The sequence below is a fragment of the Streptomyces sp. CNH189 genome (assembly GCF_000527195.1).
Map to the genome: position 1 here is coordinate 1 of NZ_AZUS01000009.1, position 15171 is coordinate 15171.

The 15171-nt window shown below is 74.2% G+C and carries 13 protein-coding genes and 1 tRNA gene; 2 read left to right on the plus strand and 12 right to left on the minus strand.

The features are described from left to right. The first annotated feature begins 27 nt into the window (after nucleotides 1-27). Nucleotides 28-99, plus strand: a tRNA-Val gene (locus B100_RS0114070). A 49-nt stretch (nucleotides 100-148) separates the two neighbouring features. Here B100_RS0114070 and B100_RS0114075 read toward each other — a convergent pair. From B100_RS0114075 to B100_RS0114090, 4 genes are all read right to left on the minus strand, one after another. Beyond that, nucleotides 149-430: a TFIIB-type zinc ribbon-containing protein gene (locus B100_RS0114075; protein ID WP_078540911.1), complete on the minus strand. Its 282-nt coding sequence runs from the start codon at nucleotides 428-430 to the stop codon at nucleotides 149-151. A gap of 101 nt (nucleotides 431-531) precedes the next feature. Next, nucleotides 532-1458 (minus strand): aminoglycoside phosphotransferase family protein, encoded by a 927-nt coding sequence (locus tag B100_RS0114080; RefSeq protein ID WP_024885087.1) that lies wholly within the window; start codon nucleotides 1456-1458, stop codon nucleotides 532-534. Nucleotides 1459-1685: 227 nt separating this feature from the next. Beyond that, nucleotides 1686-1865 carry a hypothetical protein gene (locus B100_RS0114085; protein WP_024885088.1) on the minus strand — a complete coding sequence of 60 codons (180 nt, stop codon included), beginning with the start codon at nucleotides 1863-1865 and terminating at the stop codon, nucleotides 1686-1688. A 226-nt stretch (nucleotides 1866-2091) separates the two neighbouring features. Beyond that, nucleotides 2092-2328 (minus strand): hypothetical protein, encoded by a 237-nt coding sequence (locus B100_RS0114090; RefSeq protein WP_024885089.1) that lies wholly within the window; start codon nucleotides 2326-2328, stop codon nucleotides 2092-2094. A 204-nt stretch (nucleotides 2329-2532) separates the two neighbouring features. Here B100_RS0114090 and B100_RS0114095 point away from each other — a divergent pair, with 204 nt between their 5' ends. Then, nucleotides 2533-3837 (plus strand): protein kinase domain-containing protein, encoded by a 1305-nt coding sequence (locus B100_RS0114095; RefSeq protein ID WP_024885090.1) that lies wholly within the window; start codon nucleotides 2533-2535, stop codon nucleotides 3835-3837. 46 nt (nucleotides 3838-3883) lie between these two features. On the opposite strand, the gene B100_RS0114100 is transcribed toward B100_RS0114095, so the two are convergent. From B100_RS0114100 to B100_RS0114135, 8 genes are all read right to left on the minus strand, one after another. After that, the gene (locus B100_RS0114100; RefSeq protein WP_024885091.1) at nucleotides 3884-4702 is read right to left on the minus strand and encodes a TrmH family RNA methyltransferase; all 819 of its coding nucleotides are present in this window, start codon (nucleotides 4700-4702) and stop codon (nucleotides 3884-3886) included. A gap of 1 nt (nucleotide 4703) precedes the next feature. Next, entirely contained in the window at nucleotides 4704-5939 is a 1236-nt protein-coding gene (gene cobA / locus B100_RS0114105; RefSeq protein ID WP_024885092.1) for a uroporphyrinogen-III C-methyltransferase, read from the minus strand. 239 nt (nucleotides 5940-6178) lie between these two features. Next, nucleotides 6179-9994, minus strand: coding sequence for a nicotinate-nucleotide--dimethylbenzimidazole phosphoribosyltransferase (gene cobT, locus B100_RS0114110; protein ID WP_024885093.1), 3816 nt, complete (start codon nucleotides 9992-9994; stop codon nucleotides 6179-6181). Nucleotides 9995-10363: 369 nt separating this feature from the next. Next, nucleotides 10364-11575: a precorrin-6y C5,15-methyltransferase (decarboxylating) subunit CbiE gene (cbiE, locus tag B100_RS0114115; RefSeq protein ID WP_024885094.1), complete on the minus strand. Its 1212-nt coding sequence runs from the start codon at nucleotides 11573-11575 to the stop codon at nucleotides 10364-10366. 126 nt (nucleotides 11576-11701) lie between these two features. Then, the gene (locus B100_RS0114120) at nucleotides 11702-12340 is read right to left on the minus strand and encodes a GNAT family N-acetyltransferase (RefSeq protein WP_024885095.1); all 639 of its coding nucleotides are present in this window, start codon (nucleotides 12338-12340) and stop codon (nucleotides 11702-11704) included. Between the two features lie 150 nt (nucleotides 12341-12490). Then, the gene (locus B100_RS0114125) at nucleotides 12491-13318 is read right to left on the minus strand and encodes a MetQ/NlpA family ABC transporter substrate-binding protein (RefSeq protein WP_024885096.1); all 828 of its coding nucleotides are present in this window, start codon (nucleotides 13316-13318) and stop codon (nucleotides 12491-12493) included. Between the two features lie 75 nt (nucleotides 13319-13393). Then, the gene (locus B100_RS0114130) at nucleotides 13394-14131 is read right to left on the minus strand and encodes a methionine ABC transporter permease (protein WP_024885097.1); all 738 of its coding nucleotides are present in this window, start codon (nucleotides 14129-14131) and stop codon (nucleotides 13394-13396) included. After that, nucleotides 14128-15165: an ATP-binding cassette domain-containing protein gene (locus tag B100_RS0114135; protein WP_024885098.1), complete on the minus strand. Its 1038-nt coding sequence runs from the start codon at nucleotides 15163-15165 to the stop codon at nucleotides 14128-14130. The genes B100_RS0114130 and B100_RS0114135 overlap by 4 nt, the downstream gene beginning before the upstream one ends. Nucleotides 15166-15171: the final 6 nt, after the last annotated feature.

A 15171-nucleotide genomic window follows, 5' to 3' on the forward strand; every position in this document is an offset into this window, starting at 1 on the left:
CGCTCCGCGGAGTGGTCGTGGTCCCGAGGACGATTAGCTCAGCGGGAGAGCGCTTCCCTGACACGGAAGAGGTCACTGGTTCAATCCCAGTATCGTCCACACCGCACGAAGCCCCCGGTCCCTCGACCGGGGGCTTCGTCGTGTGCCGTCAGCTGGAGAAGAGCATGTGGCCGAAGCTCTTGTGGCGGCGGTTGCCGTAGTGGCCGCCGTGCGGCGCTCCCCATGCCGGGGCCTGCGGCGCCGCGGCCGGGTACGCCTGGGGTGCGGCGGGCGGGGGCGGGGCGGGCTGCGACCACTGGGACTCCAGCCGGGTCAGCGCCTCGAGCTCGCCGTAGTCGAGGAAGATCCCCCGGCACCCGCTGCACTGCTCGATCTGGACACCGTTGCGGTTGTAGGTGTGCATGGGGGCACGGCACTTCGGACACTGCATATCCGGTTCAACTCCTCGCCGGTCGTTCCTGCTTCGCGTATCGCCAGGACAGACTCTCTCCTGCCGCGGGCCGGTTGCACCCTACGTCGCGGAAATTGGTCTCAGTCCGCCGGGGGCGGCGCCGCCACGGACCGCATGCGGGCGCAGGCGTCGACCAGCGACTCCTCCACCTCGTCCAGCGCCCGGCCCGCGGCGACCGCCTTGGCGACGGCGCGGGCGGCGGTCTGGACGGTCAGCGCGCGGGCCGGGACGTCCAACGCGGTCCACGGGTCGCCGTCGGCCGGTACGGCCGGACCGCCGGCCGCGCGGTAGGCGGTCAGGAAGCGGTGCCAGGCGTCGGGGTCGAACATGCCGCAGGCGTACCAGGCGGCGGGGCGGGCCAGATCCCACACGGGTGTGCCGGAGCCCAGGTCGTCCACGTCGATCAGCAGCCAGGGACTGCCGGGCCCGGCCCGGCGTATCAGCTGGCCGAGGTGGAAGTCGCCGTGGCAGAGGCGTGCGGGGCCCGGCGCCGGTTCCTCTCCCCGGGCCCACGGAGGCAGCTCTCCCCAGGCGTCCAGCAGCGGGGCGGCGGCGGGATGGCGGGGTGCGGTGTCCCGGAGGAGGGCGACGGCGCGGGCCGCCTTCCCGGGGCCGCGCATCGGGGGCAGGCCGGCGGGGAGCGGGGCGAGGTGCAGGCGGGCCAGGAGGGTGGCCGCCTCCTCCCAGGGGGCGGCGTCCGGGTCGTCGGGGTCCACGGGTGTGCCGTAGGGCCAGTACGTGACCGGGCGGCCGTGCAGCTCGACCGGGGCCGTGGCGAGCGGGGGCAGCAGGACGCCGGGGAGACCGGCGGCGACAGCGAGGCGCAGGGCCAGTTCGGCGGGGTCGGTGCCGGGGGCGTGTGCCTTGGCCACGGTGGCGGCGTGCCGGACGACGGTGGTGTCCTCGCGGTGGGCCAGGGTGGCCGCGACACAGGCGCAGGCGACGGCACTCGCGTGAGCCGCCTGCGCGGCGCGGGCGGTCAGGGCGGAAGGCAGGTCCGGGGTCACGGGGTGAGGCTACGCGGGCCGGGAGGACGCCATCCGTCGCCTGCCCGACGGGCCACGGCGTACGGATGTACTGACGTCCGGCGCGTCCAGCGTGTCCCGGACATGGCAATGCCGGCGCAGCTCCCCAGCTGCGCCGGCATTTTGCCGTCCGCCGCACCCCCGTCCCCACGGGGTTTCATGGGTGATGTCCCCGCCCGGACCGCTCTTCCGGGCCTGGGGGTCGCTGATCAGCGCCCCAGCATCTCTCCCACGGACGACGCCTGTGTGGTCACCGTCTCCCACCCGTCGAAGACGAGGAGGAGCAGGACCGCCAGGGGCAGGGCCATCAGCGTCGCCACCAGCGGGTGCCGGCGGCCCTCGCCGCGTTCCCGCGTGCGGAGCAGTGTCCGCGGTGCCGTGTACGCCATGGCCCCTCTCCTGGTTGTCTTTGACGGCGGCGGGCGTTGACCTCGGGGGACGAGTGCTGCACCCGCCGCTCGACTTCAAATCTAGGGGTCACCGGCATCCGTCACGTCATGCCCTCGTACCGATTGGCGGGCCTCCCCGAGGATGAGCGGGCACCGGCGTCGTACTCCCCTGGGTGGAGACGGACTCCTCCGCCTCAGGGACATCCCCGAGGGGACGACCGCCCCGTCAGGACCCCTCCGAGGTGTCCTGCCGCGGCACGGGCTGCTCGACCAGGGCGAGCACCCGGTTCGCCATGAAACGCGCGGTCCGCACCACAGCCCCGGTTCGGGTGACTTCGCTCACTTCGACCACTCCTCGTCGCACCGCCGTCTCCACCCTGCGCCCGGCCCTGGAGGCCACCACCTCGTACGTACGCGTCGTGTCCCCGGCGTCCACGACGATCTCCACCCGGTCACCCTTCACGTGATCAATCCCCCTTACCCGTCGGGTGGTTGGGATCGGCGCTTTACGCCGTCGCGCGAACCCGGCCTGCTCACGCGCCCCCTGACCACTCTTCAAGTCTCCCACCCGCCACTGACAATCCGTCGATACGAGAGGGCGCGGCCTCTGCGCGCGGACGGGTGTGGAAACGTAAGCTGTGGCACGTCACAGGACCGGGCAGCGGGGATGAACATGGCGATGATGCGCCTGAGGCGCGAGGACCCGCGCGTCGTCGGCTCTTTCAGGCTTCACCGACGGCTCGGCGCGGGCGGGATGGGCGTGGTCTACCTGGGCTCCGACAAGAAGGGGCAGCGGGTCGCGCTGAAGGTCATCCGTCCCGATCTGGCGGAGGACCAGGAGTTCCGCTCCCGGTTCGCCCGCGAGGTCTCGGCGGCCCGGCGCATCAGGGGTGGCTGCACCGCCCGCCTCGTGGCCGCCGACCTGGAGGCGGACCGCCCCTGGTTCGCCACCCAGTACGTGCCGGGCCCGTCGCTGCACGACAAGGTCGCCGACGAGGGCCCGCTGGGCGCAGCCGAGGTGGCCGCCGTCGGCGCCGCCCTGTCCGAGGGGCTCGTCGCCGTGCACGAGGCCGGTGTGGTGCACCGGGACCTCAAGCCGTCCAACATCTTGCTGTCCCCGAAGGGGCCGCGGATCATCGACTTCGGCATCGCCTGGGCCACGGGCGCCTCGACGCTCACGCACGTCGGCACGGCCGTCGGCTCGCCCGGCTTCCTCGCCCCCGAGCAGGTGCGCGGCGCGGCCGTCACCCCCGCCACCGACGTGTTCTCGCTGGGCGCCACGCTCGCCTACGCGTCGATGGGCGACTCCCCCTTCGGGCACGGCAGTTCCGAGGTGATGCTGTACCGCGTGGTGCACGAGGAGGCCCAGCTGCAGGGTGTCCCGGACGCGCTGGCCCCGCTGGTCCGCGCCTGTCTGGCGAAGGACCCCGAGGAGCGGCCCAGCACGCTGCAACTGTCGCTGCGGCTCAAGGAGATCGCCGCGCGTGAGGCGCAGGGCCTCGCCGACGTCCGCCCACCCGCGCCGCGCACCCCGGAGTCCGAACGGCCCACCGGGCGCCTCGCGGACACCTATCCGGAGCGGGACGCGCGCAGGCAGGGCGGCCGGGCCACTCCCCCGCGCGGTGCGTCGGCCGGGCGCGGGCCGGGTCCCGTGTCCCGGGGCGGTGGCCCGACACCCTCACGGGGCGGCCGCGGTGTCCCGGCGTCCCGGGGAGGGGGTGCGCCCCGTGAGGGTGCGCCCCGCCAGGGCTCGCCCGCGCGCCCCAGGCCGCGCTCCGGCCCCGCGTCCCGCGGCACCACGCGGCCCGGCACCGGTACGGGCGGCCGCCGACCCGCCCCCCGGACGAGCGGGTCGGGTCTGCGTCCGGCCAATCCGCGCCTGCTCAGGCAGCGGTTGTTCGTGTTCGTGGTGGTGACGCTGGTGGTGGCGCTCGGCATCGCGCTGGTGCAGGGCTGCCAGGGCCCGTCCTGAGCCCGCGGCGCTCCCGTCCCGCCGGACGACGGCGGACGGGGATCCGCTACTCCTGCGGCCGGCCCGCCGTCACCGCGTAGAAGGCGACCGCGGCCGCCGCGCCCACGTTGAGCGAGTCGACGCCGTGGGACATGGGGATGCGGACCCAGGCGTCGGCGGCGGACAGGGCGCGGGCGGACAGGCCGCTGCCCTCCGCGCCGAGCATCAGCGCCACCCGCTCCATCCGGTGCGGGGCCGCCTCGTCGAGGGACCGGGCCCGCTCGTCCGGGGTGAGGGCGAGCACGGTGAACCCCGCCTCACGGACCGACGCGAGGTCCTTGGGCCAGGTCTCCAGGCGGGCGTACGGCACGGAGAAGACGGCGCCCATGGAGACCTTGACGCTGCGGCGGTACAGCGGGTCGGCGCAGTCCGGGGAGAGCAGCACCGCGTCCATGCCGAGGGCGGCGGCGGAGCGGAAGATCGCGCCGATGTTGGTGTGGTCGTTGACCGCCTCCATGACGACCACGCGGCGGGCCGTGCGCAGCACGTCGGCGGTGGTGGGCAGGGGCCGGCGCCGCATGGAGGCGAGCGCGCCGCGGTGCACGTGGTATCCGGTGACCTGTTCGGCGAGCGCGGGCTCCACGACGTACACCGGGGTGTCGGAGCGGTCGATGACGTCCCGCATGACGTCGACCCACTTCTGCGACAGGAGCATGGACCTCATGGCGTAACCGGCGTCCCCGGCGCGCCTGATGACCTTCTCGCCCTCGGCGATGAACAGGCCCTCGGCGGGTTCGCGGCGGCGGCGCAGTTCGACGTCGGTGAGGTCGGTGTAGTCGTGCAGGCGCGGGTCCGCGGGGTCGTCGACGGTGATGATCTCGCCCATGTCAGGCCGCCGTCCCGGCCGGGCCCACGGCCACGACGGCGCCGATGACGATGACCGCCGGCGGCTTCACGTCCTGCGCGACGACGGTCTCGGCGACCGTGGCGAGGGTGGCGTCGACGCGGCGCTGGGCGGCGGTGGTGCCCTCCTGGACGAGGGCGACCGGGGTGTCCGGGGACTTGCCGTGCGCCACCAGGGTCTCGGCGATCCGGCCGATCTTGTCGACGCCCATGAGGACGACGAGGGTGCCGGTCAGCTTCGCCAGGGACGGCCAGTCGACCAGCGAGCGCTCGTCGTCGGGGGCGACATGGCCGCTGACCACGGTGAACTCGTGCGCCACACCGCGGTGGGTGACGGGGATGCCGGCCGCGCCCGGGACGGAGACGGAGCTGGAGATGCCGGGGACTACCGTGCAGGGGATGCCGGCCTCGGTGAGCGCCTGGAGCTCCTCCATGCCGCGGCCGAAGACGTACGGGTCGCCGCCCTTGAGGCGGACGACGGACTTCCCCTGCCGGGCGTGCTCGACGAGCGCGTTGTTGATGGCCTCCTGGGCCATGTACCGGCCGTAGGGGATCTTCGCCGCGTCGATCACCTCGACGTGCGGCGGGAGTTCGGCGAGCAGGTCGCGGGGGCCGAGCCGGTCGGCGATGACCACGTCGGCCTCGGCGAGCAGGCGCCGGCCGCGGACGGTGATGAGGTCCGGGTCGCCCGGGCCGCCGCCGACGAGGGCGACGCCCGCCGTGCGGGTGCGGTGGTGCGGGGCGACGAGGGTGCCGTCGCGCAGGCCCTCGACCACGGCGTCGCGGACGGCGGCGGTGTGCCGGGGGTCGCGTCCGCGCGCGTCGGTGGTGAGCACGGCGACGGTGACGCCCTCGCTGTGGCCGGTCGCCGGGGTCCAGGCGGTGGCCTGGTCGGCGTCGTCGGACCGCACGCACCAGACGCGGTGGGTCTCCGCCTCGGCGGACGCCGCCGTGTTCGCCTCGGGGTCGCTGGTGGCGATCAGCGCGTACCAGGCGTCCGCGAGGTCGCCCTCGGCGTAGGGGCGCCGGTGCCAGGTGATCTCGCCGGCGTCCGCCATCGCCTCGACGGACGGGGTGGCCTCGGGAGACACGAGGTGGATGTCGGCGCCGGCCCCGATCAGGGCGGGAAGGCGCCGCTGGGCGACCTGGCCACCGCCGAGGACGACGACCCGGCGGCCGGTGAGGCGGAGGCCTACGGGGTAGGGCGGGTGTTCGGCCATCAGCGGGGGCTCCTCGGACGAGCGATGGGTCAGCGCGGGCACGCTGCGGCGTCGGAGCGGGCCTGACGTGGCATTTTATGCCCGCGGGCGGCGGGGGCGGGGTGGGTCCGGTGAGTGGGACGGGTCTCACTCACCGGACCCCTGGGCGCCAAGGAACCTGGGAGAAAGGCGCCAAGGAACCTGGGAGAAAGGTGTCCCCGCGCGCCCCGTGTCGAGGGGGCGCGCGAGGACGTCGGCTGCTACTTCTCCGTCACGCCCGCCGAGTCGAACGTCGCCACCTCGTGCATGGCCCGGGCGGTGCTCTGCACCAGCGGCAGCGCGAGGAGGGCGCCCGTGCCCTCGCCGAGCCGCAGGTCGAGGTCGACCAGGGGACGCAGACCCAGCTTGTTGAGCGCGGCGACATGGCCGGGCTCGGCGCTGCGGTGGCCCGCGATGCAGGCCGCGAGGACCTCGGGGGCGATGGCCCGCGCCACCAGGGCGGCGGCGCCGGCGCTGACGCCGTCCAGGATCACCGGCGTACGCAGCGACGCGCCACCGAGCAGCAGGCCGACCATGGCCGCGTGCTCGAAGCCGCCGACGGCGGCCAGGACGCCCAGCGGGTCGGCCGGGTCGGGCCGGTGCAGTTCCAGGGCGCGGCGCACGACGTCGGTCTTGCGGACCAGCGTCTCGTCGTTGATGCCGGTGCCGCGGCCGGTGACCTCGGCCGGGTCCGCGCCGGTGAAGACGGAGATCAGGGCCGCCGACGCGGTGGTGTTCGCGATGCCCATCTCGCCGGTGAGCAGGGCCTTGTTGCCGGCCGCGACCAGGTCCCGGGCCGTCTCGATGCCCACCTCGATGGCCTGCTTGGCCTCCTCGCGGGTCATCGCGGGACCGGTGGTCATGTCGGACGTGCCGGCGCGGATCTTGCGGGGCAGCAGCCCGGGGGTGGCCGGCAGGTCGGAGGAGACGCCCACGTCGACGACGCAGACCTCGGCGCCGACCTGGGCGGCGAAGGCGTTGCAGACCGCTCCCCCGCCGAGGAAGTTGGCCACCATCTGGGCGGTGACCTCCTGCGGCCAGGGGGTGACGCCCTGGGCGTGCACCCCGTGGTCGCCGGCGAAGACCGCGACGGCCGCGGGCTCCGGAATCGGCGGCGGGCACTGGCGGGACAGGCCGGACAGCTGCGCGGAGATGATCTCCAGCATGCCGAGTGCTCCGGCCGGCTTGGTCATGCGCTTCTGGCGCTCCCACGCCTCGCCGAGCGCCTTGGCGTCCAGCGGGCGGATCTGCGCGACGGTCTCGGCAAGCAGGTCGTGGGGGTCCTCTCCGGGCAGGGCGCGGCGGCCGTACGTCTCCTCGTGCACCACCCAGGACAGGGGGCGACGCTTGGACCAGCCGGCCTGCATCAGCTCGGGCTCGTCCGGGAATTCGTCGACGTAGCCGACGCACAGGTAGGCGACGACCTCCAGGTGGTCGGGCAGCTCCAGGGCGCGGACCATCTCGCGCTCGTCGAAGAAGCTGACCCAGCCGACGCCGAGCCCTTCGGCGCGGGCGGCGAGCCAGAGGTTCTCCACGGCGAGCGCGGAGGAGTACGGCGCCATCTGCGGCTGGGTGTGCCGGCCGAGGGTGTGGCGGCCGCCGCGGGTGGGGTCGGCGGTGACGACGATGTTCACCGGGGTGTCGAGGATGGCCTCGATCTTCAGTTCTTTGAACTGCTTGGCCCGGCCCTTGGGGAGCGACTTGGCGTAGGCCGCGCGCTGACGCATGGCCAGTTCGTGCATCCGGCGCCGGGTCTCGGCGGAGCGGATGACGACGAAGTCCCAGGGCTGCGAGTGGCCGACGGAGGGCGCGGTGTGGGCGGCCTCCAGGACCCGGAGCAGCACCTCGTGGGGGATGGGGTCGCTGCGGAAGCCGTTGCGGATGTCGCGGCGCTCGCGCATGACCTTCAGCACGGCCTCGCGCTCGGCGTCCGCGTACCCGGGGGCGGCGGGCCCCGCCGGGCCGGCCGCCGGCTCCGGTTCCACTCCCGCGCCCTGGGTGTCCAGGTCGTCGGCGTTCTGCGGGACGTCCGTGTCGGCGTCGGCCGCGGGGGCGGCCGGTACGGCGTCGGCCGGGGCGGTCCCGTCCTCCGGGACGGTGACGCCCTGCGGCGGGGTGGGGGCGAGGTGCGGCGCGGTGGGCACGGTGCCGTCCACGGGGACGAACTGCCCCAGCGGCTGGTCGGCCTCGGGCGTGAGCGGCAGGGTGCCGGGCAGCGGGGTCGCGTGCGCGGGGGTCTGCTGGGGCCCCTGCACGGCGTCGGCCGGTGCGGGGGCCTCGGGCTCGGCGGGGGCCGGGGCGACGAACGGGTCGGCGGTCGCGTCCGCGGCCGGTGCGGTGGCTTCCGGCTCCGGGGAGGCCACGGTCGTCCCGTCCTCGGCGGCGGGTGCGGCGGCCGTGTCGGGGGCGTCCGGTGTCGGGGCGTCGGGCGCTACGGCTTCGGGCACGGGGGCCGTTTCGGGCGCGAGGGCCGCTTCAGGCGCCGGGGCTTCGGGCGCTTGCACGCCCTGCGCCGCGAGGGGCTCGGGCGCCGGCGCGGCCTCGGGGGCCTCGGGTGCCTGGACGGGCTCGGGTACGGGAGTCTCCGCGACGGGGGCCGCCCGCGGCACGTCGGTGCCAAGGGCCGCGCCCGGCTCGGGGTCGCCCTGGGGCTCGCCCGCCGGCGCACCGGCGATCTGGTCACCGGCCGGCTGCGGCACGGCACCGTCGACGACCGGCGCCTGGACGGCGTCCTCCGGAGCCTGGGCCTGTTCGGCCGCGCTGTCCTGGGCTTCCCGCGCGACGGCGACCGCGATCGCGGCCTCGGTCTCCGCCTGGTGCCCGGGCTCGGGCTGAGGCACCACACCTTCGGCGTCCGGCATCTGAGGCGCCTGCGTCACGGCCACGTCCTCGGCAGGGGTCTCCTGCGGCGCCTGCGCGCCCTCGGGCGCGGCGACGGCGACGTCACCGTCGGGCGCCTCGGCGACAGGCTCCACGGTCCCGGCACCCGGCACGGGCGCCTCCCGCGCCGGACCGGCCTCGGTCACGGCGACGCCCGCGGGGCCCGCCTCGCCCGGCGCCGGAACCGTCTCGGCCGCCGCCTGCTCGGGCCGGCCGGCCTCCGGCGCCGCCACGGGAACCTCCGCAGCGGGTTCCGCCTGCTGTACGGCTTCAGCCTGCTGCGGCGCCTCCGCCACGGGCTCCGCCACCTCGGCGTGTTCCGGCGCGACGGGGACCCCCTCGGGGGGCACACCCTCGGGCGCCCCACGGCCGGCCGGCACGGACACGACCGCGTCCGCCTGCGGATTCCCCTGCCCGGCGGCCGTGTCGACGGGCGCACCCGGCGCCGGCACCACCGGTGTGCCGTGGTCGGTGTACGGCACGGCGGCGGGAGCCTGTTCGCCGCCGGCGGCGCTCCGCGCACTCACGTCCGCCTGCGCGACCGTGTCCGTGGAGACCCGGGCGACGACCGCCTGGGCCGCGTCGACGGGTCCCGCCTCGGGGGCTGCCGCTTCCGCGGTCCCCACCCCCGCACCGGCCGTCCCCCGGGCGGCCCAGGGCCCCGCGGCCTGCGCCGCCGCGACCTGCGGTGCGGCGGCCTCCCGGGCGGGCTGGACGTCGAGGTACTCGGGGCCGAGGGTCGGCGGGCCGGGCTGGCGGGCCGGCAGGTCGGCGGGGCCGCGGTCGGCGAGGGAGCGGACCGGGCTCGTGGAGAGGTCGGGCATCGGCGGGCCGAGGTGCAGCGGGCGGCGCGGCGCGGCCGGGACCTGCTGGGGCGGCTCGGGGAGCCGGACGCCGTTGAGGTCGACCGATCCGCTGTCGCGGCCGGCTGTCTCGTGCGGGCCGGGCTGGTGGACGGTCTCGACCACCGGCTCGGGCGCGGGCGGTGCGATCTCGTTGCCCCAGGCGCCCTGGGCGCCAGGGAGCAGCAGGTCTTCGTCCTCGGCGGGACTGTCGGAGAGGTAGGTGTACGCCTCAGGCGCGGTGACGCCCGGCTGCTCCACCCTGCCTGCGTTCTCCGGCAGTCCCTCGCCCGGGACCTGGCCGGTGTCGGTCATGCGTACCCCTCGCCCATCGGTTAGTGCTCCTACGACCAGCTCACCCGGAACGGCGCACCGACCGCCCCACACTGGAGAACGAGCGTGCGTCCCCAGCGGCACGAACGGCCCGCCCGAAAAAGGCGACAAAGCCATTCACTGGCATTGTCGCGGCCGTACCGCCGTCGCGTCAGCTTGATCGGCGACGGTTCCGCTGTGGACTGCGCCACGTTGCGCGTCCTCCGGTTCCTGCCGTACCACGACCCACCCCAAAACGGGCGCGCTTTTTGGACATTGACCGACGAAGCGTCGGGTGTCCGGTGCGGTACAACGATCGGCCAGCCTACCGCGCGCGGTACGACAACCCGATCACGGGGACGGCAACGCGGCTCAGCGGCCGCGCGCGGGCAGCACCCCGCTGAGCAGGAACGCAACGCTCCGTTCCGTCTCCGTCCAGGCCCGCGTGTCGAGTTCGACGGACTGCAGCAGCGCGCACTCGACCCGGTAGCCGTGCTCCGTCAGGTTCCGGCCGATCAGCTCGGCCGCGTCGCGGGTGGCGGCGTGCGTGACGATGCGCTGCGGGCGGCGGTCGGCGACGGCGGAGACCACGGCCGCTCCCCCGCCGCCGACGCGGACGACGTCCGGTTCGGGCAGGTTCTCCATGACCTGCGGGGCGGAGCCGTGGACGATCTGCATCTGGACCCCGTGCCGGCGGGCGGCGGCGTCGGTGCGGGCGCAGGCCCGCGGGTCGCTGTCGACGGCGATGACGGCGGCGCCGGCGCGTGCGGCGTCGGTGGCGAAGGCGCCGGAGCCGCAGCCGATGTCCCAGACGAGGTCGCCGAGGCCCGGTCCCAGGCGGGCGAGTTGGCCGGTGCGCAGGACGTCCTGCTCGCCCTCGCCGAGCTCGCCGCCGTACTCCTCGGCGGGCAGCGTCCAGCCGCGCGGCCCGGGCGCGGGGCCGCGCCCGGCGAGCCAGCCCGCGGAGTCGCCGGCGGCCACCGGGCCGCCGATGACGATCACCACGTTGGGGTCGCGCCAGGTGTGGTCGGCGGCCTTGTCGGAGGTGACGACCGTGACCTGTTCGCGCTCGGTGCCGAGTTCCTCGCAGATGACGAAGGAGCGGTGGACGCCCTCCATGAGCAGGCTCAGTTCGGCGGGGCCGGCGCCCGGGGAGGTGAGGACCGCCACTTTGGTGTGGGCCCGGCAGACGTTCACCGCGCGACGCAGGGTGCGGGGGTGGGCGACCACGACCTCCGCGTCGTCCCAGGGCATGCCGGCCCGGGCGAAGGCGGCGGCGACCGAGGAGACGGCGGGCACGACCTCGACCTCCAGGCCGAACTCCGGCGCGCGCAGGGTCCGTACGACGCCGAAGAAGCCGGGGTCGCCGTCGGCGAGCACGACCGCGGTACCGCGGTGGGCGGCGACGCGCCGGGCGGCGAGGGCGACGGAGCCGAGCCGGATACGCTCGGCGGTGGCGGGCACCTCGGGGAGTGCCAGGTGGTGAGCGGCGCCGGCCACCAGGGTGGCGGCTCCCAGTGCGGCGCGTGCCGCCTCGGTCAGCGGCGAGCCGTCCCAGCCGATCACCGTGACCCGGTCGGCCATCGTCGTCAGTCTCCTGGGTTTGCGCAGGTCGTCCTCGGCTGTTCCGCCCGGAGGCGGTCTGTCGAGATTACCTGGTGCGGACACGGACCGCCGCGCCGGTGCCGCCCGCCGGGCGCTCGTCGGACGTCAGTTCCAGTCGGTGTAGCCGGAGAAGCCGTTGCTGTCGGCCAGTTGGCCGTCCGCGCCCTCGATGTCCTCCGGCAGCAGGCTCCACACGATGAAGTCGGTGCGCACCTCGCTCCAGCCTCCGTCCTCGGTGCGGACCCTGGCTATGCAGGCGTTGCGCAGCACCCCCTCGCTGATGCAGCCGATCTTCTGGGCGACCTGCTGCGCCGCGGCGTTGTCGGCCGCGGTGCGCAGTTCGACGCGTTCGAGCTTCTGGTCGCCGAAGAGCCACTGGGCGGTGGCGAGCGCCGCCTCGGAGGCGTATCCCTCCCCGCGCGCCCACGGCGCGATGATGTACGACAGTACGGTGGACCGCACGTGCCAGTCGGTCCCCGCCAGCCGGATGACGCCGACCAGGCGCTGGGTGAGGAACTCGGTGACCGCGAGGTCGAGTCCGCGGCCGGAGGCGCGTTCGGCGGGCGCGTCCTCGGTGATCCAGGCGCGGGCCGCCTCCTCGGAGAAGGGCTGGGGGGCGTCGGTCCAGGCGCCCACCTGCTCGTCGTTCATCATCGCGGCGAGGGCGGGCACGTCGTCCGCGTCGAGGGGACGCAGCACCAACCGCTCCGTGCTGATGGAGATGTCGGGGAAGGTGCTCGTCATGCGCCGCTCCGTAACTGAGAGACCGTCGGGTGCTGCTGAACTGCCCAGCATGCAGCATGAAAGCACCGGAACGCACCACGGGGTCCTCCCCCGTCGCCGAGCGGCGCGGAGTCGGACCCCGTGGAGGGTGTCGCGGTGGATCCGGCGGGATCAGAAGGAGGGGAGGACCGATCCGGCGTAGGTGTCCTCGATGTACTTCTTCACCTCGGGCGAGGTGAGGAGGTCGGCGAGCTTCTTCACCCGCGGGTCGTCCTCCTGGCCCTCCTTGACGGCGAGGAGGTTGCTGTTCGGGTTGTCCTTCGCCTCTTCGAGGACCAGGGCGTCCTTGGCGGGCTTCAGGTCGGCCTCGATGGCGTAGTTGCCGTTGACCACCGCGGCGTCGACGTCGTCCAGGGAGCGCGGGGTCTGGGCGGCCTCGAGCTCCTTGAAGGTGAGCTTCTTCGGGTTGTCCGTGATGTCCGCGGGGGTCGCCGAGGTGCCGACGCCGTCCTTGAGGGTGAGCAGGCCGTTGGCCGCGAGCAGCTGCAGCGCCCGGCCCTCGTTGACGGTGTCGTTGGGGATCGCGATCGTCGCGCCGCTCTTCAGCTCGTCGGCCTTCTTCACCTTGTGCGAGTAGAGGCCGAGCGGCTCCAGGTGCACGTCGACGACGGACACGATGTGCGTGCCGTTCTTCTTGTTGAAGTCGTCGAGGTACGGCTGGGTCTGGAAGAAGTTGGCGCCGACCGAGCCGTCCTCCGTCGCGGTGTTCGGGGTGACGTAGTCGGTGAACTCCTTGACCTCGAGGTCGAGGCCGGCCTTCTCGGCGAGGTTGTCCTTGACGAAGTTCAGGATCTCGGCGTGGGGCACGGGGCTCGCGGCGACGACCAGCGGGCCGGAGGTGTCGGAGGCGGCGTCCTTGTCCGAGCCGCAGGCGGAGAGCCCGAGGGTGAGGGCTCCGGCGGCGAGGACGGCGGTGGTGATCTTGGCGGTGTTACGCACGAAAAGTGCCTTTCCTTGGGTGGTGCGACCCCGTCGCGGTGCACGGGGAGTCCGGGGGGGGTGGCCGGGGACGGGTCAGGCGACCTTGCCGACCTCGGCCGCGGCGGGCTTCTCGCCCTTCAGCAGCCGCAGCTTCGGACCGGGTCCGGAGCGGGCGCCGCGGCGGTGCAGGGCGCGGGCGGCGAAGTCGCCGGCGAACTGGATGAGGGAGATGACCACGGCGAGGATCACGACGGTGATCCACATCAGGCCGGTCTCGAAGCGCTGGTAGCCGTAGCGGACGGCGAGGTCGCCGAGTCCGCCGCCGCCGACCGTGCCGGCCATGGCGGAGTAGCCGATGAGCGCGATGACCGTGGTCGTGGTCGAGGCGATCAGCGAGGGCAGGGCCTCGGGGACGAGGACCTTGCGGACGATGGTCCAGGTGTTGCCGCCCATCGCCTGCACGGCCTCGACGAGCCCGTGGTCCACCTCGCGCACGGCGGTCTCGACGAGCCGCGCGAAGAAGGGGATGCCGCCGATGGCGAGCGGCACGATCGCGGCCTCGCTGCCGATGGTGGTGCCGGTGACCCAGCGGGTGAAGTTCATCAGGGCGACCATGAGGATGATGAACGGCAGCGAGCGGCCGATGTTCACGACCTGCCCGATGATCTTGTTCACCACGGTGTTCTGCAGCAGTCCGCCCTTGTCGGTGAGGACCAGCAGGATGCCGAGCGGGAGGCCGCCGACGACGGCGATCAGGGTGGACCAGCCGACCATGACCAGCGTCTCGGTACAGGCCTGTTCGAGCAGCGGCTGCATCTCGGACCAGGTCACTTGACGCCCTCCTTCACCAGCGTGGGCTCGTCGTGGTCGACGACGTCGATCTGCAGGCCCTGTTCGCGCAGGAAACCGATGGGCACGACGTTGTCCTCGTAGCGGCCGGGCAGTTCGATGCGCATGCGGCCGACCTGGAGGCCGGCGACGGTGTCGATGGCCGCGCCGAGGATCGATATGTCGATGTTGTAGGTACGCGACAGCTGGGAGATGACCGGCTGGGTGGCGCTCTCGCCGTGGAAGGTGACGTCGACGACGGTGCGGTCCTCGCCGGTGGCCTCGCCGCCGACGGGGAACAGCGCGGCGGCGAGTTCCGAGCCGGGGGTGGCCAGCAGGTCGGTGACCGTGCCGGACTCGACGATGCGGCCCCGCTCCATGAGGGCGGCCGAGTCGCAGATCGACTTCACGACGTCCATCTCGTGGGTGATGAGCAGGACGGTGAGGCCGAGTTGGCGGTTCAGGTCGCGCAGCAGCTGCAGGATCGAGCGGGTGGTCTCCGGGTCGAGGGCGCTGGTGGCCTCGTCGGAGAGCAGCACCTTGGGGTCGCCGGCGAGGGCGCGGGCGATGCCGACGCGCTGCTTCTGCCCGCCGGAGAGCTGGGCCGGGTACGCCTTGGCCTTGTCGGCGAGACCGACCAGGTCGAGCAGCTCCAGCGCCTTGCGGGAACGTTCCTTCCCGCTCTTGCCGAGGATCTCCAGCGGGAGTTCGACGTTGTCCTGGACGGTGCGCGAGGACAGCAGGTTGAAGTGCTGGAAGACCATGCCGACACGGCTGCGCGCCTGGCGCAGTTCCCGGCCGGCCCGCGGGCCGCGGCCGGCGAGCGCGGTGAGGTCCTGGCCGGCCACGGTCACGGTGCCCGCGGTGGGTCGCTCCAGCAGGTTGACGCAGCGGATGAGGGAGGACTTGCCGGCGCCGGACTGGCCGATGACGCCGTAGACCTCTCCTTCGCGGACGTGGAGGTCGACGCCGTCCAGGGCGGTGACCTCGCGGCCGCGTGAGCGGTAGACCTTGGTGAGGCCCGAGGTGGTGATCACGTGGGT